Origin of the sequence: Caulobacter sp. KR2-114 (genome assembly GCF_049446115.1) — a bacterium.
Taxonomy (GTDB): domain Bacteria; phylum Pseudomonadota; class Alphaproteobacteria; order Caulobacterales; family Caulobacteraceae; genus Acaudatibacter.
The window spans coordinates 182,751-203,731 of the sequence record NZ_JBMSEC010000007.1; the positions used below are offsets into that span (position 1 = coordinate 182,751).

The 20,981-nt window shown below is 65.6% G+C and carries 24 protein-coding genes and 1 pseudogene; 4 read left to right on the top strand and 21 right to left on the bottom strand.

The window, feature by feature from the left end; all coding sequences use genetic code 11:
* Positions 1–6 precede the first annotated feature (6 nt).
* The 3 genes from ACO2Q3_RS22605 to ACO2Q3_RS22615 are packed head-to-tail and all read right to left on the bottom strand — an operon-like array spanning position 7 to position 1,027.
* Positions 7–459 (bottom strand): hypothetical protein, encoded by a 453-nt coding sequence (locus ACO2Q3_RS22605; protein WP_423310765.1) that lies wholly within the window; start codon positions 457–459, stop codon positions 7–9.
* Between the two features lie 8 nt (positions 460–467).
* Complete coding sequence (locus ACO2Q3_RS22610) at positions 468–740, bottom strand: hypothetical protein (protein ID WP_423310767.1); 273 nt, start codon at positions 738–740, stop codon at positions 468–470.
* A complete protein-coding gene (locus tag ACO2Q3_RS22615) occupies positions 737–1,027 on the bottom strand; it encodes a hypothetical protein (protein WP_423310769.1) in 291 nt (96 codons plus the stop codon). Before ACO2Q3_RS22615 ends, ACO2Q3_RS22610 begins: the two co-directional genes overlap by 4 nt.
* A gap of 65 nt (positions 1,028–1,092) precedes the next feature.
* On the opposite strand from ACO2Q3_RS22615, the gene ACO2Q3_RS22620 reads away from it, so the two are divergent.
* Entirely contained in the window at positions 1,093–1,338 is a 246-nt protein-coding gene (locus ACO2Q3_RS22620; RefSeq protein ID WP_423310771.1) for a helix-turn-helix domain-containing protein, read from the top strand.
* A gap of 367 nt (positions 1,339–1,705) precedes the next feature.
* On the opposite strand, the gene ACO2Q3_RS22625 is transcribed toward ACO2Q3_RS22620, so the two are convergent.
* The 16 genes from ACO2Q3_RS22625 to ACO2Q3_RS22700 form a co-directional block, all read right to left on the bottom strand.
* Complete coding sequence (locus tag ACO2Q3_RS22625) at positions 1,706–4,288, bottom strand: cell wall hydrolase (protein WP_423310773.1); 2,583 nt, start codon at positions 4,286–4,288, stop codon at positions 1,706–1,708.
* 172 nt (positions 4,289–4,460) lie between these two features.
* Entirely contained in the window at positions 4,461–4,841 is a 381-nt protein-coding gene (locus ACO2Q3_RS22630; RefSeq protein ID WP_423310775.1) for a hypothetical protein, read from the bottom strand.
* An 87-nt stretch (positions 4,842–4,928) separates the two neighbouring features.
* On the bottom strand, positions 4,929–5,567 hold the full coding sequence (locus ACO2Q3_RS22635) for a hypothetical protein (RefSeq protein WP_423310776.1): 639 nt from the start codon (positions 5,565–5,567) through the stop codon (positions 4,929–4,931).
* Positions 5,568–5,807: 240 nt separating this feature from the next.
* The gene (locus ACO2Q3_RS22640) at positions 5,808–6,008 is read right to left on the bottom strand and encodes a hypothetical protein (protein ID WP_423310778.1); all 201 of its coding nucleotides are present in this window, start codon (positions 6,006–6,008) and stop codon (positions 5,808–5,810) included.
* Positions 6,009–6,053: 45 nt separating this feature from the next.
* Positions 6,054–6,497: a hypothetical protein gene (locus ACO2Q3_RS22645; protein WP_423310780.1), complete on the bottom strand. Its 444-nt coding sequence runs from the start codon at positions 6,495–6,497 to the stop codon at positions 6,054–6,056.
* A complete protein-coding gene (locus ACO2Q3_RS22650; protein ID WP_423310782.1) occupies positions 6,494–6,823 on the bottom strand; it encodes a hypothetical protein in 330 nt (109 codons plus the stop codon). The genes ACO2Q3_RS22645 and ACO2Q3_RS22650 overlap by 4 nt, the downstream gene beginning before the upstream one ends.
* A gap of 295 nt (positions 6,824–7,118) precedes the next feature.
* Positions 7,119–9,320 (bottom strand): bifunctional DNA primase/polymerase, encoded by a 2,202-nt coding sequence (locus ACO2Q3_RS22655; RefSeq protein WP_423310784.1) that lies wholly within the window; start codon positions 9,318–9,320, stop codon positions 7,119–7,121.
* Positions 9,317–9,583: a hypothetical protein gene (locus tag ACO2Q3_RS22660; RefSeq protein ID WP_423310786.1), complete on the bottom strand. Its 267-nt coding sequence runs from the start codon at positions 9,581–9,583 to the stop codon at positions 9,317–9,319. The genes ACO2Q3_RS22655 and ACO2Q3_RS22660 overlap by 4 nt, the downstream gene beginning before the upstream one ends.
* A gap of 35 nt (positions 9,584–9,618) precedes the next feature.
* Positions 9,619–10,053, bottom strand: a complete 435-nt coding sequence (locus ACO2Q3_RS22665; protein WP_423310788.1) for a hypothetical protein — start codon at positions 10,051–10,053, stop codon at positions 9,619–9,621.
* A gap of 209 nt (positions 10,054–10,262) precedes the next feature.
* A complete protein-coding gene (locus ACO2Q3_RS22670; RefSeq protein ID WP_423310790.1) occupies positions 10,263–10,457 on the bottom strand; it encodes a helix-turn-helix transcriptional regulator in 195 nt (64 codons plus the stop codon).
* Positions 10,458–10,588: 131 nt separating this feature from the next.
* Entirely contained in the window at positions 10,589–11,248 is a 660-nt protein-coding gene (locus ACO2Q3_RS22675; protein WP_423310792.1) for a hypothetical protein, read from the bottom strand.
* Positions 11,245–12,633, bottom strand: a complete 1,389-nt coding sequence (locus tag ACO2Q3_RS22680) for a tyrosine-type recombinase/integrase (RefSeq protein WP_423310794.1) — start codon at positions 12,631–12,633, stop codon at positions 11,245–11,247. Before ACO2Q3_RS22680 ends, ACO2Q3_RS22675 begins: the two co-directional genes overlap by 4 nt.
* A 271-nt stretch (positions 12,634–12,904) precedes the next feature.
* A complete protein-coding gene (locus ACO2Q3_RS22685) occupies positions 12,905–13,081 on the bottom strand; it encodes a hypothetical protein (RefSeq protein WP_423310796.1) in 177 nt (58 codons plus the stop codon).
* 428 nt (positions 13,082–13,509) lie between these two features.
* A complete protein-coding gene (locus ACO2Q3_RS22690) occupies positions 13,510–14,079 on the bottom strand; it encodes a hypothetical protein (protein ID WP_423310798.1) in 570 nt (189 codons plus the stop codon).
* Positions 14,054–18,421, bottom strand: a complete 4,368-nt coding sequence (locus ACO2Q3_RS22695) for an RHS repeat-associated core domain-containing protein (RefSeq protein WP_423310800.1) — start codon at positions 18,419–18,421, stop codon at positions 14,054–14,056. The genes ACO2Q3_RS22690 and ACO2Q3_RS22695 overlap by 26 nt, the downstream gene beginning before the upstream one ends.
* A gap of 46 nt (positions 18,422–18,467) precedes the next feature.
* Positions 18,468–18,761, bottom strand: coding sequence for an RHS repeat domain-containing protein (locus ACO2Q3_RS22700; protein WP_423310802.1), 294 nt, complete (start codon positions 18,759–18,761; stop codon positions 18,468–18,470).
* A gap of 116 nt (positions 18,762–18,877) precedes the next feature.
* On the opposite strand from ACO2Q3_RS22700, the gene ACO2Q3_RS22705 reads away from it, so the two are divergent.
* On the top strand, positions 18,878–19,000 hold the full coding sequence (locus ACO2Q3_RS22705) for a hypothetical protein (protein WP_423310804.1): 123 nt from the start codon (positions 18,878–18,880) through the stop codon (positions 18,998–19,000).
* Between the two features lie 66 nt (positions 19,001–19,066).
* Positions 19,067–19,408, top strand: a pseudogene (locus ACO2Q3_RS22710) (low temperature requirement protein A); the annotation flags it as partial.
* Here ACO2Q3_RS22710 and ACO2Q3_RS22715 read toward each other — a convergent pair.
* Entirely contained in the window at positions 19,366–19,521 is a 156-nt protein-coding gene (locus ACO2Q3_RS22715) for a hypothetical protein (RefSeq protein ID WP_423310806.1), read from the bottom strand. The pseudogene ACO2Q3_RS22710 and the gene ACO2Q3_RS22715 overlap by 43 nt on opposite strands.
* Positions 19,522–19,565: 44 nt before the next feature.
* Here ACO2Q3_RS22715 and ACO2Q3_RS22720 point away from each other — a divergent pair, with 44 nt between their 5' ends.
* The gene (locus ACO2Q3_RS22720; RefSeq protein ID WP_423310808.1) at positions 19,566–19,964 is read left to right on the top strand and encodes an RpiB/LacA/LacB family sugar-phosphate isomerase; all 399 of its coding nucleotides are present in this window, start codon (positions 19,566–19,568) and stop codon (positions 19,962–19,964) included.
* On the opposite strand, the gene ACO2Q3_RS22725 is transcribed toward ACO2Q3_RS22720, so the two are convergent.
* Positions 19,961–20,884: a LysR family transcriptional regulator gene (locus tag ACO2Q3_RS22725; RefSeq protein WP_423310810.1), complete on the bottom strand. Its 924-nt coding sequence runs from the start codon at positions 20,882–20,884 to the stop codon at positions 19,961–19,963. The two genes, ACO2Q3_RS22720 and ACO2Q3_RS22725, sit on opposite strands and share 4 nt — an antisense overlap.
* Positions 20,885–20,981: the final 97 nt, after the last annotated feature.

Genomic DNA, 20,981 nt, shown 5'->3' on the forward strand with positions numbered 1-20,981 from the left:
CAGCGTCTAGCGCGCGTCGAAAACCGCGCGCGACGTCTGGTCGATAGGATCCGCGTAGCCGGGGACCGCCTCATATTCTGGCGCGCCTTCATCCTCGCAGGCGTCTTCAAGGTCGGTGCAATCGCCGAGCGCCCAGAAACGCTGATCGAGGCACCCGATTGAGCCGATCGACGGCTCAGCGTCGCCGCACTCCTCAAGCAACCCCTCGTCCTCAAAGTCGGGCTCGCCATCGAGCGCATCCAGCTTGGCGATGAGGCTTTCGCGCAGGTCCTCCAGGCGCTCTAGGGCCGCCTCGAGGTGGCGTCGGCGGGCGAGCGTGGCGTTCGCCTTGGCTGCTGCGCCGATGCGCAGAATGTCCACGGCGCTACGGCCAACGAAAAGGCGCGGCCAGCGCAGGAACGCGTCGGTGGCGACGGTGGGGATGGCGACCACGCAAGGGGCGGGCGGAATGTGGCTCATGGCGAGGCTCACCAGCTCAGCCGGCCGGTCAAGCCGGCGGCTTGCCAATCGGCGTTGCGGACGTAGCGAGAAGATGCGGCGGCGCGCCCGGCGGGCGTCGTCACCGTCGAGCGCAGCGACACCGCGCCACCGCGGGCGAGTTGACGGGCCAACCTGGCGGCCGGCGGCGAGCTTCGGGCGATGCGCCACGCGCTCACCAGGCAGTCGGAAAAGCTTCGGCCGCCGTCGGCTCGCTGAAGCTTCCACGCGGCCAGCATCACCTTTTGGGCCACGGTACTCATTGCCCGCGCCTCGGCTTAAGATAGACCTGGGGTTCAGCCACTATGTCGCTAGGGGCGCGCGCCGCGATCTCAGACAGCGCGAGGACGATAACCCTGTCTTTCAGGACGCCCGTCAGTTGCCGGTGAAGGTCGTCAAGTTGCTGATCGCGATTGAGGTTGCGGCCGAGCCATATGCGGCCGGGGTCAGCCGGCAGCACATGGAACGTTCCGCCCAGCGCCTTCCATTGTTGGATCCAATGACGCGCAGCGATGTCTAGAGAGGGGGGTGAGCAGGCGTGCGAGGTCATTTACCTAGCCTTCAACATTTAATGTTGATACAGGTAGACCCCACCCCCAGAGAGATCAACAGAAAATGTTGATAACCCCCGCACAATCTAGAGCCGCCCGCGCGCTCGTCGGATGGACGCAACCCACCCTCGCCACGTCGGCAGGCTTAGGGCTTTCAACGGTTGTGGATTTCGAGAAAGAGCGCCGGGCAGTGTCGGGGGCGGCGATCGAAGCGATGGCGGCAGCGCTGGCTGAAGCTGGCGTGATCTTCATCGACGAGAACGGCGAAGGGCCTGGCGTGCGGCTTCGGAAGGATCGGGCGGGGAGCTAGTATCCGCTGGCCCGTCTCACCTAAGCCACCGCCCGCAGTTCGTCCGCCATAGCACCCATCACCCGACTGCACTCGGCGCGGCCGGCAGACGTCAGTCGGTAGCCTTGGCCGGGGACCGTTTCGACGGATCCGGGTGGCATAGCAGCGCGGACCGCAGCAATGCGGACGTGTACCGTTAGAGGCGCCACGTCAGAGAGCTCGATCAGCCTATCCCGCGGCACACACACACTGCCGGCACTGAGCAGCACCTCCAGCAAAGCGGCCTCCCCGGGCTGAAGCCCAAAAGCAGCCCTCAATGCCGCTCGACGGCTCAATTTCCCCCACCCTTCACGGGTCGCGCCGCAGGCCACGGGAGAGTGGTCACACCTCATTGGGTCTGGTCCTGGAGTTGGAGAAGGCCGGGAAGAAAGGCTTGGGCAGCGGTCTGCTGGGGGTTGGAGCGAGCCGCCAGAGCACGCGCAATGGCCGCTTCGGTGTCGGGGTCCTGCAGAAGCGCGCTGGCCTCATTCGAGGCCCGCTCGAAGAACCGCGCTCCGAGCAGCTTGTTGAGGTGCTGGCCCCACTCGAGCGGGTCGACCAGGTTGCCGATGCTGCGCACGGTGAACGGAGCGAGGCTCAGGGCGTCTGTGTCCGCCTTGTTGAAGGCCGTCAGTGACCCCGGTCGCTCGCGCATGCCTGTCGCCCCCAGGATATTCTGCGTCGTGTTCCACTCGCTGCCGAGCGCGCCGGTCGGGTCGGCTTGCTGAAGCGCCGCGGCCAGCACGTCAGACTGGCCCTGGCCGCCCTGCTGGAAGAAGTACCGGCCGTCGCCCCGCTGGCGCGTACCGGGGGGAGCGCCTGGCGGAAGACCGTGCTGCTGGGCCGGGGGCGGCGTGCCGGGAATGGTCGCTCCGTCGGGAATAGAGCCCATGTCTGGCAAATCGGGCAGGGGCCTCGTCAGCGGCGTGAGGTACGGCGTGAGCGACATGCCCTGACTATTGGCGAAAGCCTCGTCAGACTGGGCCAGCGATTTGAACGAGGTCTGCGCCTGCACAGCGTCGTCGTGCATCGCCTGCAGTACCGCGGCACGGGCGGCCGGGCTCATCTTCTGGCCAGACATCAGCTCAGGGATGAACTGCTTGAGATTGGCCCAGACGCCCTGAGCGTGGTTCAGCGCTTCGACATTGAACTGCCGCGCCACGCCGCCGGAGAATTGGCGGGCGGCGAAATCGCGCAGCTCCACGTCGGAGATGCCGCCGGGGCGCTGCGAGGCCTGGACCGCGGCGTTGTACATGTTGGTTGCCGTGTCGGCGAGTTTGTACTGATCCGATCCCTGCAGCTTGGTCAGGCGGTCGCCCAGGTCCTTCGGCGTGAAGCTGTCGTCAGCCACCTTCACCGGCCGGCCGTCCGGCCCATTGACGAAGATGCCGTTTGCGCCGGGGATTTTGAAAGTTGGCTGTTGCTGGACAGGCAGGGTTTTGACCTGGCCTCCGCTATAGACCTGGTTCGAGCCTAGCGGACCTTGGACGCCCGGAATTGCCTCGTGATACACGCGACCGTCGGGGCCAATCTGCGCGCTGTCAGACGGGGATGCGCCCTGAACCTGACGGAAGCTCATGCCAGGCTGGCGCTCGTATTGACCGGTGGCGCTGTTCCACACGGGCTTATCGGCGTCAGGCGGGGTGCGCCAGCGGCTCTGCAGCTCGGCCGCCTTGGCCAGGCCCTGCTGCACCTGCGCCGGGTTCCCCGAACGCAGCATCATCTGCACCCAGTTCCATTCGTCCTGGGTGGGCGGCATGCCGTGCGGGGGCTGGATGTTCGTCGGCGCCGGCGGCTGTTGCGGGGGCGCAGGTGCGGGGAGCTGACCGCCGGAAGGCGCGGCCACCGGCCCGTTGCTGGCGACTTGGTAGGAGCGATCAGCCACGCCACCGATGGGCGGTGCCGGGATGCTCGGGTCGGGTCCCGTTGTCTGTTGGAGCGGGCGCGGGGTCGGTGGACCCGCGTTGACGGGGCCGCCTTGCGCCAGCTGCGTGCCCTGCTGGCCGCTCTGCGGGAAGCCCGCGGACTGGATCATTGGCGGGACGGCCGCCGATGGGGTGTAGCCGAGTTGCGAGAACTGGTTGCCCCCGATCATCTGGCCGCCCCCCACCGCCCAGGCCGGCGGACGGCGGCCGAGCGCAGCTTGGGCGCTCGGCGACCAGAAATGGTCAGCGTTCGTCGTCGGACCGTTCGTAAAGACCTGATCGGCGTTTGCCGCGGCTTGCTGATAGGCGGGGCTGTCGGTCGGGATCGCCTGGAGGCGCGCCCAAGTCGCCTTGTTGCCGTAGGGCTCGAATTGGCCCTTTTCGCCGATCACCTGGTCGGGCGACAGATGTCCGGCGTTCATCCTGTTGAGGATCGTAGAAGCGACCGCCCGCTGTCCGGCGTCGTTTCCACCGGCTTCGCCGATGATCGTGCGCACAAGCATGTCGTGAGACTTGCCGATCGCGTCCCAGTCGGGGGGCGCCACTGGACCACCAGCGGTCTGAGAGGCCGTGGTCAGGGCATCTGCCAGATGCGCGTTCGGGTCTGTCGCGCCCGTGGCGGCCGCGGGCGGGGCAGACGCAGACGGCGTGGCGGAGACGCCCGGCTGCGGTCCGCCTACGGACGGAGTGGCCGCAGGCGGCTGCGTCGGATCCGGCAGCCCGATCATCGCACGCTGCGCCATGGCGGCCTGGTCCGCTTGCTCGCGCGCCAGAAGCTGGGCGTTCGCTCGGCGCGAGCCGTATTGCAGGAGGGCCTCGGCCAGCAGGTTCGAGGCGAGGGCGCCGCCCGTCCTAATGTTCTGGCCGCCTTGCTCCCCCATGCGGGCCAGGGCATCGGCTAGATACTGGCTGTGCTGGACATAGGGGATGGTCGCGGGGGTGGCGTATTGAAGCGCGCGCGCTGCTAGCTCGCGGTTCACTTCATCGTAGGTGCTGCCAGCGGTCATCGGGCCCCCCCGAAAGCGTCAAGCGCGTCTGCGAGGAGTTGCGCCGAGGTTGGCGTGCGCGCCGGCTTTGGCGCGTCAGAGCGGACTACATCGCCGTCTTCGGTGCGGCTGAAATAGACGGTCCGGCGGCGGTCGGATTGGCGCTCGAGGCGCGGGGTCGTTTCAGTCACCATCACGCCGGCGCTCCGTAGATGTTGCCAGAGCCTTGGACGCTGATGCCGCTGCTGGGGGGCTGGGCATCGGGCGGGAGCATCCCGCCGCCCTGCACGGAGATGCCGCCCGCAGGCGTCGCCAGCTGTTGCTGGCGCTTGTTCAGGGCGTAGCGGTCCAGCGCCTCGGCCAGGAGGTTGGATGCGAGGCCCATCGTATTGCCCTGCTCGTGTCCGCCGCTCTGGAGATCGCTGAGCGCTCGCGCGAGGTAGGCGCTGCGCGGGTCAGCCGCCTGCAAAGGGGTGAGCTGCGGCGCGCCAGGATAGATTGGGGTCTGTTCCTGTCTGACAGGCTGACGTCCCTGCGCCGCCTGTCCCAAATTCAAGAAGCTAAAGCCGGTCATCGCGCCCCTCGCTCGGTCGAAGCTTCGACCACACGAGTTTGCGCCCGTTCGAACCCCCATATATTTTTTCTGAATGCTTCTCGCCGCCTAGTGGATCATCGCCGACGCAGAGGTCCAAGCAGACGCCGGTACCTCTCTGCTGGCGTCGCCTGTTGCAGCATTCTGCTCGCTGAGCCCCAACCGAAGCTGTGCGCCCATGGCTAGCAGCGCACTGCCATCCAGCCGGCGCGTGGTTGAGAATGCAGTGGGGACGGCTGGCGGCCCATAGCTGCAGCAGACCTGAACCTCACCGATCTGTGTTTGCTGAAACCGGAGCAGGATGCGGCCGAGCAGAAGGCCGCCGCCCTCAACGATCTCGACCGCCCCATAGTCGGGTGCGCCAACCGTGATCGGCTGAAGGAACGCGCCCGCCAGGAGCGGAGCGGCGACCGCCGCGGAGAGGGTCGGCGGCAACCAGCCTCGCAGAAGCGGGTGCTGCTCGGCGTCCTCGGGGTCGAACACCATCGGCGCACCGCGAACCACGAAGGTCACCGCCGCCAATGACGGATCCTCGCCACCGCTGTAGGACGAGAGGACCCGTAGGAGCAGGTCGCCAATCGCTGCGGAGGGCAGGCCATCGGTGAGTGAAAGGCCCTGGGCCACCAGGTGCGCGGTCAGGGCCGGCGCGTACTCGGCGCTGAGGTGTTGGGCGAGCGCGGCTTGGAGAGCGGCAGGTTCGAACATCATTGGCTTGGTCCTCTTGAGAGGTTACAGTTGCGCCGGGGCTCTTCCTCGGCCCGGAAAGCCGCCCTGATTGGCGCGGGGACGAAGTGCGCAGACCACTCCTCAGGTGTTGGCGCACGACCGGCGCGCAGCCACTCTGGCTGAGCGGCGAACTCACTGTCTGACATTGGAGCGAAGGCGAGCACTCGCCGGTTCAGCTTAGGGTCCGCGCGCTGTTCCAAGCGCAGAAGGCGTCGCTCGAAATCACGCATCGCGAGACGCCATGAAGCTGCTGTCGCCGGAGCGAGTAACGCCCGTCACGACGACCAGGCCGACAGGAGGGCTGGCGCTCTGAATTGTCAGCCACTCGGCTTCTGTTGGCTCCGCGGAGAGGACCAGCAAACAGCCCGCGGCTGGTTCATGCTTCGCCTCAAGGCGGCGAAGGCGGCGTTCGACGTCACGCAAAGTGATCCTCCTTTGGGTTCAAGCGCGCGCGATTGGTGCGCGCGCTCACGGGGCGCCTCCGGTCTTGGCTTCCAGTTCGGCGATACGGCGTTCAAGTTCGGTCTGGTCGTAGGCGCGCAGATAGGTGTTCAGCACGTCCATGACCGCGCCGGCCTCTGCGGGTGTGACCTCGCCGCGGCCCATCGCGCCCAGGATCTCAGACACCTCTCGCATCGCGTCCGCCGGGGAGTTGACCGGCGCCACCTTGAAGGTGACGGGCCGGTCCTTGCGGGGCGGCAGGATGCGCTCCAGGCACAGCCGCAGCGCTACGCCATCGCCGGCCAATGCCAGTTCGACGGCCTTGCGTGTCAGCTGTGCTGCCTCACCATCCAGCAGCGCTTCAGCGGCCAGCGTGGCCTTATGGCGCGTGCCCTTAGGCTTGCCCGCGTTGCCGGGCTGGAAGGGCCTGCCCCGCGGTTTAGTCGCGGATTTGCGCGGCGCTTCTGTCATGCAGCCCTCCTAAGCCCAATCAATCGAAGTTCCTCGCCGACGATCCAGATGGCCGCCCGACACTCTGCGAGGCCGCCCTCAGTGAGGCGATAGCCGCCGCGCTCAGTGTCCAGCCCTTCGGCATCAAGTGCGGTGCGCAGGCTGGCCACGCGCTGCGCGAGGGTGCCTGGAGCGATTTCTGCGGCGGCGACCAGATCCGTACTGGCCACCAGGGCGCCGTCGGCAAGGTAGAGCGTGGCGAGCAGATCAGCCTCGGCCCTGGTCAAGCCGAACCATTCACGAAAGGGGATGCGCAGGATGTGCGCCGGGGTGTCGGGCGCGTTCATGCCGACCTCACTGCAGAAATTGGCGCGAACCTCTCAGCTGCAGGCCGCGCTACTTGGCGTACTGCCGCTTGATCGGCGCCGCCCTTCGGGTGAAGCGCGAGTTTCACCGAAGCGTCTTCCCCGAAGGGGTGAAACTCTGAAGGTCTGAAGGTGCCGTAAAAACAATGGCTTGCGAGGGCGAAAATCGGACTTTCAGCGGAAGTCGCTGAAGGTCTGAAACTCGGCGGCAAAACCCCTTGCTGCATAGGGAGTTGCAGAGTTTCAGGCGGCCATTTGAAGGTCTGAAGGTCCACGATCACGCGGCCCTCTTCGAGACGTAGACGAGGCGGCGACGAAGGCGCCCGGCGGCCTCCTCGACAACGTGAATGAGGTGCTCGCCATGAGGATACTGCGGGGCGAAATCTCCGATGATGCGGCCGCGCGCGGCGCTCTTCCTGAGGCCCGTTGCCATCGGATTGAGGGCGTCGGTTAGCGGGTCCAAGGCGATGGCGTCATCCGCAGATGTGTGGCCGGCAGCGACGCAAAAGCGGACTAGTTCGGCCGCCAGCTTCGCCAATGCCTCGTCGGCCTGCGCCTGCGGGTCGTCGTCTTCAACTGGCTCTAGAGGGGAGTACCTGAGCACGCCGATCACGTCTGCAGGGCGCCCATCAGCAGCATTATTGAGACCGACCCCGACACGCCGAAACCAGGCGGCTCGCCCGTCAACGACGGTCATATTCGCTTTGGCACTATCAACGCGGACGAAGGCGTGCGCATCGCGCTTGGCAATCCCAAAGGCCTTGGCGTCGTCTCGGCTCATGCTGAACATGGTCAGGACGAAGCGCGCCACGCCAGCCAGAGAGCCACCGCCGCGGAGGGCGTTCAGGTTGCCGGCGGCGTTATCGCTGTCGGCCCCCTTCGGCGTGTGGTGAAAGACGAGCACGGCCGTATCGCACTCGACCGCGATCTCGCGGAGCACAGCCGCGACCTGAGCGAACCCTTCATTGGTTTCTGGGCAGTCGTGAAACTCAATCAGCGGATCCAGCACGAAAAGCTTGGCGTTTGCCTCTCTGATCCCGGCCTTGATCTCGTCGATAGCCGCAGTGTGGCGTACGTAGACGCCCTCGCGGGCGGAGTAGCTCACCAGCTTCAGCGGCCCGGTCTCCACCGTCGACCGGAACAGCAGGCGTCCAGCCAATTGCTGCGGTTCGATCCCGTCGTCGTAGCACGCCGCCAACAAGCGCCGCTTCAGTTCGTCCCGATCCTCCTCACCGTTCAGGATCAGCACCGCCCCCGTTTCCTTCGGGCGCCAGGGGCCAAGCTCGCGGTGGAGCGCGAAGGCGATCGCCACCTGAGCCCCCCAGGTGGTCTTCCCCGTACCTGGAGGCGATGCGACGGCCGTTACGGCGCGGTGCATGAGGATGTCGCCGAACGCCCACGGACGCGGCCCTGGGACAACGTTGTCGAGCCCGTCGAAGCCGATGGCGGCCGAAGCCTCGTTGGGAGAAACGACGCGCAAGTCTGGACGCCCAGCGGATGGGAGCTGTCCGTTTGCAGCGATGCGCGGCGGCGCACTCCGCGGCTGCAGCATGCCGGACGTCATGCCGCTCTCAATCGTCTTGAGCGCCGCTGATTGACCGTCATCGCCGATGCTTCCGTTGGCCTCGGCAGCTACTAAGAGCGCAGTGCGCGCCTCGTCCTCGTCCAGCTCCCCCCCAGCCACGAGCTGGCCAAGACTGAAGGCCGCCCGGTTCAGGGCTCCGTTGCGCCCCCCTTCAGGCGTGGCCGCCAGCGCCCGGCATTCCGCCTCCAGGCCGCGTCGCCCGTATGGCGTCGACGTGTCGAGCGCTCTTAGAAGGGCGCCGCGCTGTGAAGAACCAGGCGGCTGCGCAGATGGCTTTGTGAGCCGTTGCTCGGGTCTTGTCCTGGAATTGGCATTCAGGGCGGCGTCAGTCAGCCAGCCCGGCGCCTCCGCGATTGGAAACAATCCAGGCGGATTGTGCCAGTCGTAGGTCTTACCGTCGGCGCGGCGCGACCCGGCGATGATGACATAGCCACCCTCCCCCCGCGCATCGATATGGGTGGCGATAGCGCTGTCGCTGTTACGGACGGGCGCTTCCTCGTGCCACGCGAAGAGGCAATGCCAGCCGCCACTTGCCGAGCGCTGGACGGTGGTTTGCGTGAGATCCTCCAGGCTCCAGCCGAGCTGATCCAGGCTTTCCATTCCGACCTTGCCCTTGTCGGGGTCGGTATCGATGTCGAGTACCCAAAAGCCCGATGCGCGCCCCGTGGGAACGCCCACCATCGCGTCGGCGCGGCTCGCCCACCAGTTTCGCACTGTCGCCTCGTCCAAGGTCGCATCGTGGAAGCCGTTGGGGGTCAATGGCGTCTTGCGTTGGGGTGAGCACGGAAAGACGGGCCAGCCACGCGCGATGCACTCAAGCGCGACACTTAGCGCATCCCTACCGGGGGGCGGCGCCTGCCGGGCGGCGTCGTTGAAACCCAGAGCCGCGCTCAAAACTCCTCCTCCATCTCGCCAGAAGCGCCCCAGCGCGCACAGACGGCGCGTCCGTTGATGTTGGCGAGGTGCTGGCGCTGAGCGGCCCGCAGGGCGTCCACGACGTCGTCGATCGCCTCCAGGGGGATATTCAGGCCCACCCGCAATTGCCTCAGGTTGCCGTGCGGGTCCCGCGCACAGGCAGAGACCTTTACGATCGGCGTTCCGTAGGCCTTGGCCGTGGCGACGCGGACGAACCGGCTGCGCATGGGGATCAGGCTCACGGTGTGGGCCGTTTCGCCAGGGACGAACGGGGCGTTCATTGGCGCACCGCGATGTTCGGGTTGGCGCTGCGGAGGAACGTCACCCAATCGTCGGCGTGCTCCGGTCGCGTCTCCACGATCGCGACCGAAAGGCGACTGAGGGCGGCGAACGTAGCCGCGCCTTGGTACTCTTCCGGGTCTGGCTTCCCAGCGACGATAAGGGCCGCGTCGCAGTTCGACACAGCTCGGCGAAGCGCCTTGCGCGGAAAGCCGGCGGGGCCGCGGGAAACGTACATGTCATCGCCGATCAGCATCAGCAGCGGGTGACGGCGGTTCGGAAGCCTGAACGGCTCGCAGCCCTGCATGACCAAGATGTGGTCAACGCCATGATCGCGCACCGCCGCCCAGATTGGGCGAAGGTGCAGAGGCGCGCCCTGGATCGCATAGGTGATCCGCTCGCGGGGCGGGATGATCAGAGCCGGCGTCATCATTCGGCGCCCTCCGCATCCTTCGCCGCCTGGAACGCCTCGCGCTCCGCGTCCGCCGTCAGACGCCAGACGTTGACGGAGCCGCCGAGCGCGCGTTGCCCTGAACGCACTTTTGTCCTATCAGTGGACTTGTTCGATCCCCCAGATTGGACAGTGAGTTGCGAGGGTCGCGCCCTGCCAGGCGCGGCCCTTTTGCTTGTCTGGCTCATCGGTCAGGCGACTTCGCGAGACTGAATGAACTGATCGATCTCGTCAGATCGCCAGCCGATCCGATTCGCCGAGATACGTCGGGGCTTCGGCAGTTCACCGGTTTCAGCGAGCCGCTGGACAGAGCGGGGCGATAGGCTCAGCCGTTGAGCGACCGCTCGAAGCGGCCAAAAGCGCACGACGTCTTGATCGTCTTGCATGGGTTGCCTCCAGTGACGTTCAGCCGCCGGGGATGGCGTTGGCTGACGTGGAGACGTTGCTGCGGTCCGTGCTTTGAAAGGAGTGCGGCGCTTTCGATTGGCGCAGCGGTTTCGCGCAGCGGTTTGGCTGGTTACCGGCGGCGCTTTGGCTTCTTCAGGGACGACAGAGCCGGATAGTTCTTAGCAACGGCGCTCCAAACGCGATTTGTTGCCCGCTCTGAGATGCCAAATTCGTCCATGGCCTGCGCCTTCCAGAGAGCGCCCGTTGGCGCAGGCTCACCACTTTCGAGGCTGGCTTTGGCCAACGCCAGCAACTGATCCGAAGCACGCTTCTCAGCTGCCGCAGTGGATTTGACCGGGGGCAAAGCGAGACGTTCCATCAGTGTCCCCAGTTCCCCACCCCCGATGAAAACCCACTCATCATTCACAGCGCAGCGCTCAACGATAGCAGTGCCGTTTCGCAGCCAGAGCGCTGCCGCGATGTCGCCGTGGCCCTCTCGGGTATAGGTGCCGATCTTTCCGTCCGCGCACGCGCTCACCAGTGCCGCTGCAGCCGCTTGGCGCTGTTCTCGGCTTGCGATCCAGTCGGCGCCAAACTTGGCGTTGCCGAGCTTCTCAATCGCATGGCCGAGAAAGACGTGGTCCTCACCAGCTGGCGGCCAATTGAATCTGTCGCTCCAGGCTGTCGGTTCTGCCTGCCGCCTCGTAACTGGGGCACCGCCGACAATTGACACCGCCGCACGTCTGGCGGCCTCTGCATGGGCAATTTCCCGCTCGCGCTCGTCACTCATGCCGCTGCTCCTGGAAACTCGCGCACGTTGGACGTCCGCGGCTTCTCGCCAACGATTTCGAGTAGCAGGCTTTCCCAGGCAACCAATGCCCGGCGCTTCTCGGTGATGTAGGTGTTCGCGTCGTAGTGCCGGCCAGAGACCGCCGCGCCGCCCCCCGTGTCGGTCGTGTGGCTGAGCACCAGCGAGCGAATGAAGTGGGACACGCCAATGCGCTCCGAGGTTAGCGCCGTGCTGCCCGTCCGCCGAAGGTCGTGAGGAGAAGCGTCCGTGATCTCTAGCGCCTTCATCACAGGAGCCGCGGCGTGCGTGACAGTTCCCGGCCGGATCGGCGTCAGCACATCGCGAGGCGACGGGAACACGGGAAAGTCGGTCGGCATTTTGCCGTCGGGACCCGGCTTCAGCGCTGTCCGTGCTAGGGCGATGGCCTCGGTGATCAGTTCCACGGCCCGCGCGGGCAAGGGCACCAGGTGGGGCTTGCGCGCCTTCATCCTGGGCGCCGGGATCAGCCAAACCGCCTGCGCCAAGTCGACTTCAGACACCATCATGCCGGCGATCTCGTTCCGGCGTTGGAGCAGCAGCAGAGAGAGCTGCAAGAGGATCGCCATGGACCTGGACAAGTGCACCTTGCCCGCCTCCTCCTGACCTTCCCTCAAGGGCAAGCGGAGAGATCCTGGAGCCCGCAGGCCATTCCAAAGGCGCTTCAGCTCATCGTCCGTCAGAACCCGTGACCGCGGCGTCTCGGCTTCGCGAGGCTGTCCGGTCGCCACGTTCACCGCGACCAGCTTTCCCTCGTACTCGGCGATGGCGTAGCTGTAGATCTGACGGATGACGGCGAGCGCTTTGTTCGTTTGGGCGCCGATCCCCTTCGCCGCCATCCCGCGCAGGAACTTGCGCACCACGGGGCGGGTCACGTCCTCAAGCTTCATGTCGCCGAGCGCGGGCAGAATGTGGCGGTCTAGGCTGCCGTCCGCATCCTTCAATGTCCGGTCGCTCTGGCGCTTGCCCCTGGGCTTCCATTCGCCCGCCCGACAGGCGGCCGTGTAGGCGTTGGCGAGGTCGCGGAACGTCTTGATCGGCTGCGCCTTGGCTTCAGCCTTCACCTTGAGACGGTCGCCGGCCGGGTCGGCGCCGGTCTTCTTCACCGCCCGCAGGATCACCGCCGCCTCAATGCGGGCGTCCGCCAGGCTCATTCCGTCAACGCCCGCCTCGGCGAAGGCATAGCGCCGCTGTTTGCCATCGACCCGATACCGGACCACCCAAGTCTTGGACCTCGGATTGACGAGCAGGCAGAGCCCCGGCGTGTGGCTGTCCCATACCTCCACCCGCTGCTTGGGCTTCGCCTTCGCGTTTCTTACTGCGGCGTCAGTGAGGTTGGTCGTCGCCATGTCCGTCTCAATCAAGCTTGCGGCGCCCAATGGGGCACATAGGGGGCACATCTCGATGTCGCTGTATGGTATCGGACGACGCGCGCTGGCACGCAATAGCCCTTTCGCCGAAGGGTTTCGCGTTTTTCCTGTCGGCGGGTGTCATCCCCTGTCGCCGAGACTGCACCGCACTCGAAATGCGGCATACTCGCAAGGGTATCGCGGGTTCGAATCCCGCCCTCTCCGCCATCGGCCGCACGCCGACCTCAGCTCCTTCTCAGCGCCCACCCCCTCAGGCTTGGTACGCCGGGACCAGGGCCCAGTCGTCCGGCCAGGCCGGGTCGGCGCGCCAGGTGGTCCAGCGGTTGTCGAACGGGGCGGCGCCGCGCACCGCGGCATCGACCACCGCCCGGCCCTCGTCGTAGAGGGTGCGGGCGCGGCCCTCGCCGATCCAGCCCAGCTCGACCATGCGGGCCAGGTGCTTCTCGTCCTTCCAGCGCCACTGGCGGTCGGGCCGATCAGCACGTCCAGCGCCTGGTCGCAGGTCACCATCCCGCCCGGCATGCGCCGGAAGGGGTTCACGAGGTCGACGTACCAGCAGATGAACGGCCCGCCGCCGCCGTGGAACATCAGCGACACCGCGTGCGAGGCGCCAGGGTCAGGATCCTCAGCCGATCGGTGGTGTGGCGGTTCATGGCCATTACCCCTGAACGTGACTTGGAGTGTGGGCCGCGCCATAAGCCCCGCGCCCCCCTTTTTGGGCCCGGAGGGTAATCCCTGTGATATCTTCGCGCGCAGACTCAGTTGGGGAAGTGCAACATTCTCTTCATATCTCATGCGACCCTCGATCGCACCAAGGTTGCTGCATGCTCATCAACAACTTCAGTTCTGTTATGACTAATGCTTGGTTGAAGAAGGAGACCCAATTGGCCCGGGCGCTACGGCCGTCGACGGCGGACAGGATGGCTCGATATTGCTGGGCCATTGTCGGCCTCGCGCGTCGAACACAATCCAATGAGCTCTTAGGCGGCTAAGAAGGTCAACGACGGCTGGGTTGTCGGCAGCGTCGTTGTCGCGCCCAGCGACCTGGACAAGCGGCATGTATCTATAATCGTCTGCTCCCCAAATGACGATGCCGGGCTCTGCAGAGGTCGGTTGCAGGGTCAACAGTATCTCCTTGCCATCAACCAAAGGTAGGCCCAGATCTCGCTGGGTTTCCTGCCTATCTCTACGGGACTGATCGCCAAAATCTCGCAAGATGTATTTATGCTCGACAGCAAATTTCGACGTCAACGCAATCAGCTCAGCCTGATCCCGGTCGCCGTGCAAGCACACTTTTGCCACACGCACTGGAATCTCCGCTTTTTCACGACCGCACGCGACAACTATAGCGCCAGCGGTCATCAACCCCGCGATCTTGATCGCCCTCATCACGTTCCCATCAATATAGCGCTCCACCCACAACATTCGCCGCGCTCGGCTGATTTTTATTGCACTCAAGATTCGCGGCCACCATCGAAGCATAAAACAGAGGAACACCGAGAATATAGTTAAGCCTCGCATTATTGCCGTTGTGACCAACCCCTTCCACGGCAACCTCTGATCCAGCCTCGGTTGGCGACACGTGAATTGTAACCGTGCCGTAGTAGAACATGTGCCCCGGCAACGTAGTGTTTACAATAGTACGAGATCTAACATCAACGGTTTGTTCAATCCAATTACCGAGGGCGAGCTCGACTTGCTGTCGAGGGGCCGATCCCGCCCTATAGCCCGGAGCCGAGACAAACGGCGCCCTCCAATATTTGAACTGTTCATCTGCATCGCAGAGCGAACCCCCAGTCATCGTATAGTGATGACTTCCCGGCTCTGTAAGCCATCGAATTATCGCGGCAGCCAAGGGATTAATTATAACCGAAGGTTCATGAGCAGGCTTGGTATGATCACCGGGAAAAGACTTCCCTCGACCCATCGCCCAACTCATATCCAAGATCGAGCTGAGAGCAGGGCCATTGTCAAAATACCCTTTGCCGCCCGCACAGGTCATGTCACTCGGACATGAGACGATCCGCTGCCCGTTGACAACAACTTCCTCGTCTTCGTGGCACGACGTTCCGCGAGCATTGCACCGGATCGTCATACCCGATGGGTCCGACAGGTTTATCGGATCGTCAGCTGCATATCCGTAGAGATTCTGGTCTGAAGCATCGCCCGCCGGGTCCGGTTGGAGGAATCTGCCGAGGAACGGGTCGTATGCTCGCGCCTTGTAGGAATAGAGATGCGCCTCCGGGATCATGAGTTGGCCCGTGTAGCGATGCCGCGCGCCGGTCCACCCGCTGGGCTCTCCATTCGGACCGTACCCGTAGACGCTGCTCGAACTGGCGACATTGCCGGAACTGTCCGCGTAGGCGATGGTCGAGCCTTGGCTGTCCTGCTCGAGCCATCGGCGATCGGTCGTCCCCGCCCCCTCATACCAGACCACCGGCTCGTCGGCGCCGGAAGGCCCGGGCACGTAGCGGCGCAGCAGGTTGCCCGCGGCGTCGAACTCCGCCGCCAACGCGGCGCCCGAATAGAGAAAGGTGGTGGTCGCCCCCCCAGCCGTGCTGGTCTGAAGACGCCCAAGAGGGTCATAGGCGAGACTGACGGCGGTCGGTCCCGAGGCTGTCAGGAGCCGATTCTCGACGTCGTAACTGAACACCCTCGAACCGTCCGACGTCAGATTGCCCCGGCTGTCGTACGCGAACGCCACGCTGGCCACGGCAGTATACTGGTTGAGCCCGTTTGCAGCGTAGCTCTTGCTCTGGCTCCCTGGGTGGCTCGTATAGAGGTCGTTCGTTGACGTGCTCCCGATCACTTGGCCGGCCGCGTTATAGCTGAAGCCATAGGCCACGTTGTAAGCGCTGCTGCCGGCCGCGAACGTATGCCCAAAGCCCGTCAGACGATCGGCGCCGTCGTAGCTCGAATAGGACGTGGACACGCCGGCGCCGCCGGCGCGGGCAATAGCCGTGCGCCGGCCAAGATCGTCGTATGAATAGCTGGCCAGAACGCCGACCCCGGACGTCGCGCCGTTCTCGCGGATCGCCGTCACGCGTCCAGCAAGGTCGTGGTCGTAGGAGACGTAGAGAGCATCGGGCCAGGTGATCGCGCTCAACTCGCCGGCCGGGTCGTACTGATAGGCCATCGTGCGTCCCGCGGCCGATTCCGACGTCAGGCGCGACAAGGCATCGTAGCTGTAGTCGACACCAGCGCCGCCAGCGGACCCGTAGTGCGCATAAAGCTGACGGCCCAACAGATCGTAGCCGTAGAAGACGCTACTGCTGGCGCCGCCCGGGAGATCCTTCTCGGTCACATGGCCAAGATCATCGTAGGCGAACCCGATCGTTTCACCGCTTCGGCGGCGCACGCCGACTAGGCGAATGGCCGAGTCGTAGGTGTAGCTCTCGTAGTCCGTTGTGCTGGAGGTGTTGGATCCCTGACTCGCCACCGGGTAGCTGATCTTCGCGATCCGATCGAACCAATCGTAGTCAAAGGTCGTCAGATTCGAGAGCGCGTCCAGGACGGTCTTCACACGACCATTGCCGCTATAGGTGAGCGTCTCATAGTCGGACTGCGCGGCGGTGGCGTAGCTCGTGGTGACCTTCGTGACCCGATTGCCGGCGTCGTAGGTGGTCTTGGTGATGCGGTCCGGTCCGTTGGCGCCCGTCGTGCCGAGGCTACAGGCGGACGAGGGCAACGCTGCAAAGATGGCCGGATTCATGCGCACAGCAACGCAGATTTGGTTTCCTGCCGTATCGTAGCTGTATTGCGTCGCTGTCTGCGCCGCACCGCCGCTGACCAGCGAACTCTTCGTGAGATTGCCCGAGGCATCGTAGGCCGAGGCGGACTGCTCCAGGACAGTCATCGACGCCCAGTCCGAATCCGACTGGCTGTTGACCGTCCCACGCTCGACGAGTGTCACTTGCCCGTCAGCATTGTAGCTGTAGCGCAGCGCGGGAAACTTGAGTGCGCCGGCGTCATCAGGATCGGGCGAGACGATGCCCACTAGCTCACGATCGGCGTCGTAGCGATAGCGCACCGTATCGACCGTCCCGGACAGGGGGCCATCCACCGTCAGCAGATTGCCGATCGGATCGTACGTGGAGGAAGTCGTGGCAGAGAGTGCGCCGGTGCCCGATCCCACAGACAGAGTTACCGGCGCCAGATTGTTCGCCGCGGTAGAGCTGCCGGTTCCATAGCCGATCGAACTGACGGCTTCGTCCGCCGTGCCGGCGCAACTGGCCGTCGTCTGGCATTGAGACGTCTGCGTCAGCCGGTAGACTGGACTGGGGGCCTGCACGATCACGCCGGCGCCAGTCTTGTACCAGGCGTACATCGCGGTGTAGCTGTACCGGACCTGAGGACGAACAGCGCCAGCGGCTGCTGGCGGGGCTGTCGCGGTCAGGACGCCGCCATGGACCGGATCGTAGGTATAGTCCGTTTCGCGGTTGTAGGGGTCATAGGTCGATGTCGGCTTGTTGCACGTCACTGAGTTCGAACAGGACGAAGGATAGTGCGCGGCCGTAACGACCGACCCGGCTGCGCCTTTCCCGACTTGGTTTGTTTGCGTGATGTTGCCCCGCGTGTCGTAGGTATAGGATGTGTAGTTACCTTCCGATGCGGTAATCTGTGACACCCGACCGTAGACATCGTAGGCGTACGTCGTCGTATTGCCGTTGCCGTCAGTGTCGGTCGAGACCAACCCAGTCGACAAGTCGGACGTCACTACGCGGGTGTGAGAAAGCGGGTCCGTTACGGTGACAGTTCTTGTCGAGCCGACATCTGAATAAGCATAGGTCCAGGTCCCCGCGAGGTTCGACACCGACGTTACCCTGTACGATCCGTCGTAGCCGATTGTGGTGGTGTCCGTCGCGCTGGAGGCGCGTCGGAGCGACGTGATCTGGTTGACCGATCCGTATGTATAGCGACTGGTCCTGGACAGCGCGTCGGTCGTCGTCCTCGCCGAAGCGTTGTCCGCCGGCACCGCGTAGGTAACGGTCGGCCAACTCATCGTCAGGCCAGTGCACGTGTAGGCCAGAGGGTCGCAGTAGTCGACGGCCGCATTGATCGCCATTACACTGGCGAGCGCCCCCCAGGACAGGAACTGGCTAAAGCTCCCTGGCTGCGCATTCACCCCATAGAACATGTGCATTTGATAGCCGAAATTGTTTACCACCGACTCAAGTCGGTATGCCGTCTGCCCTCCAAATACTATCGACTTGTAATTATAGGTGTAAACTGTACCGTCAGATTTAGTTAGGCTGGTGATCGCGCCGAACGGTGCCGGGTTGGTCGTGACGAAGTGCCTGATATTGTAGTCGAACACCGCTACACTTCCATCACGACCTGTATATGTATATTTCTGCGTCGATGAGTTGTATGAGAACACAGAACCATCGGCTTCATTACTTGCAAAGGACGTTTGGTTGCCGCTAGTGTCGGTAAAGGAGTGGGACTCCAAGCCAATCGTTACCGTGTATGTCGGCGCAAATACGGAAATTCCGCCACCGAGGCTATCCACCCATCCATAGGCGAGTGCGCCTGAGGCGTGCGGATAGTATCGTCGCGTGTAGGTCATCCCACCCGCGCTGGCCACGCCGATCGATAGATCGGTAACCGTGAACCCAAGCCCGCCGCTCGCCAAGTCGACGCCATTGTCATCGATGGCGGACTTGACAGGTGGGCCGTAGGCAATGGTCTGCGCCAGTGCGGCTTCACCACTGAAAAGCAGTAGTGCCGAGGCAACCCAGCCAACCGCGACCACCCAACCCTTCATCCCGCCCCCAAAAACGAAACAGACTAATCTCACATGGTTCAGGTATTCAGGGAGACACGACGTACTGCGTTCGATTGCCCATCGCGTCATAGGTATAGGTGATCGTCGTGCCGTCCGAATAAACGACTGACACCAGCCGACCATCACTGTCGTAAGTGTAGATTATTGTTCCAGCGGCGACCGGCTGCGCAATCGCGACCACCAGGGCGGCCACACCAAAGGTTAAAACGAGGCGCCTTAACTGCACTGCTCGCCCCCCAACCCCCGCCCCTGCCGCAACTGCGATCAGGCCGCGCCTTTTCGATTGCAGGAGAAGGGCACACAACCACACGTCGGTCAATCGGTAGTTGCTCAGGATGCATTGTCGCCTCGATGCGGGCCTGCCCCGGTCCACCCCCTCCCCCAAACCCGCCCTTTCCCGCTACGCTCCCTTCGACCGCACCCAGGGGCCCATCCATGCTCACACCCCGCCTCGCCGTGATGCGTGGCCGCGATCCGTCGGAGCGTGGGCGGGCGTCGACGCCGTTGGAGCTGTTGTTCGACCTGTCGTTCGCCATCGCCTTCGCCGCGGCGGCCTAGCCGCTGGCGGAGCTGGTGGCGCGGGGGGGGGAGGCGGGGGCGGGGCTGCTGGGGTTCGGCTTCGCCATGTTCGCCATCTGCTGGGCGTGGGTGAACTTCTCGTGGCTCGCCTCGGCCTACGTCACTGACGAATGGGCCTTCCGGGTGATGACCATGGTGCAGATGGCCGGGGTGGTGGTGCTGGCGCTGGGCCTGCCGGGGCTGTTCGAGTCGATCGCGCAAGGGGCCGCGCAAGGGGCCGCGCACGGGGCGCGGCCGGACAACCGGCTGATGGTGGCCGGCTATGTGGTGATGCGGCTGGCGCTGGTGGCGCAGTGGCTGCGCGCGGCGGCGCAGGATCCGCCGCGGCGGCGCGCGTGCCTGGCCTATGCCCGGGCGGTGTCGGCCGTGCAGCTGGGCTGGGTGGCGCTGGTGGCGTTGCCGACGCCCGCCGCGGCGCTGTGGCCGCTGACCGGGCTGCTGGTGCTGGCCGAGCCGGGCCGTGGATCGCCGAACGGCTGGACGGCGGCACCCCCTGGCACGCCCACCACATCGCCGAGCGCTCAGCCTGCTGGCGATCATCGCCATGGGCGAGGGCCTGGCCGGGGCGGTGGCGGCGCAGGGGTGGACGGCGGTGGACATCGGGCCGGCGACGGCGGAGAGCACCCATTATCCGGCGCATGGCGAGGCGGCGGCGCGACGGGTGGCCAGCGGCGACTGCCGGTTCGGCATCATCCTGTGCGGCACGGGCCAGGGCATCATGATGGCGGCGAACAAGATCCGGGGCATCCGCTGCGGCGTGTGCGCCGACACCTTCTCGGCGCGGATGATCCGCCAGCACAACGACGCCAACATGCTGTCGCTGGGCGCGCGGGTGGTGGGCGAGGGCCTGGCGCTGGACATCGTCGACGCCTTCCTGAACGCCGGCTTCGAGGGCGGCCGGCATGCGGCGCGGGTGGCGATGCTGGGCGCGCTGGAAGACTAGGCCGTCGCGGCCCCGGCGGCGGGCGGGCGGCACACCGCCATCACCAGCTCGCGCAGCCAGCGGTGGCCGGGATCGGCGTCGAGGCGCGGATGCCAGATCGCCGATACCGCAATCGGCGGCGTGCGGACCGGCAGGTCGAAGCGCCGCAGGCCGCGGGTCAGCGGATCCTCGCCGTCGAAACAGGAGCCGGGCACGAGCGCGACCAGGTCCGTCTGGCCGGCGATGCGCAGGGCGTCGGGAAAGCCGGGGACCACGGCGACCACGCGCCGGCTCAGCCCCCGTTCGGCCAGGGCGTGGTCGACCGGCCCGGCCGCGGCGCCGCGCCGCGAGGCCACCACGTGCCGGCAGGCGGCATAGCGTTCGGCCGTGATCGGCCCGTCCAGCAGCGGGTGGCCAGCCCGCGCCGCGCCGACGAAGCCGTCGCGGAACAGCAGCTGCGCGCGCGCCTCCGGCGCCGCGACGCCCGCCACGCCGATCTCAAGGTCGACCGGCCCTTCGCGCAGGGGTCCGGCGTCCTTGTCGGGCTTGGGCGCGAAGCACAGCCGCGCCCGCGGCGCCGCCTGGGTCACGCGGGCCGTCAGCGGGCCGGCGAAGCGGGCCAGGAAGCCCTCGTTGGCGCGCAGGGTGAAGCTGCGCTCCAGCGCGGCCAGGTCGAGCGGCGCGGCGGCGGGCGACAGCACCGCCCGGGCCTCGCGCGCCAGGCCGCGCACCCGATCGGCCAGCGCCTCGGCATAGGGGGTGGCGACCAGGCTGCGGCCGGCCTGCACCAGCAGCGGATCGCCGGTCGCCGCGCGCAGCCGCGCCAGCGTGCGGCTCATGGCCGAGGCGCTGAGCCCCAGCCGGCGGGCGGCGCGGGTGACGCTGCGCTCGGCCAGCAGCACGTCGAGGGCCGGCAGCAGGTTCAGGTCGACGGTGTCCATCGGCGAACGATACCCCCCTGACGACGAGAGGCCCAGCGTCCGGCGCAATCATGGTGTGCGGGCCGTGCGTCTGGCGCAAACCCGGCGAGCCGCGCAT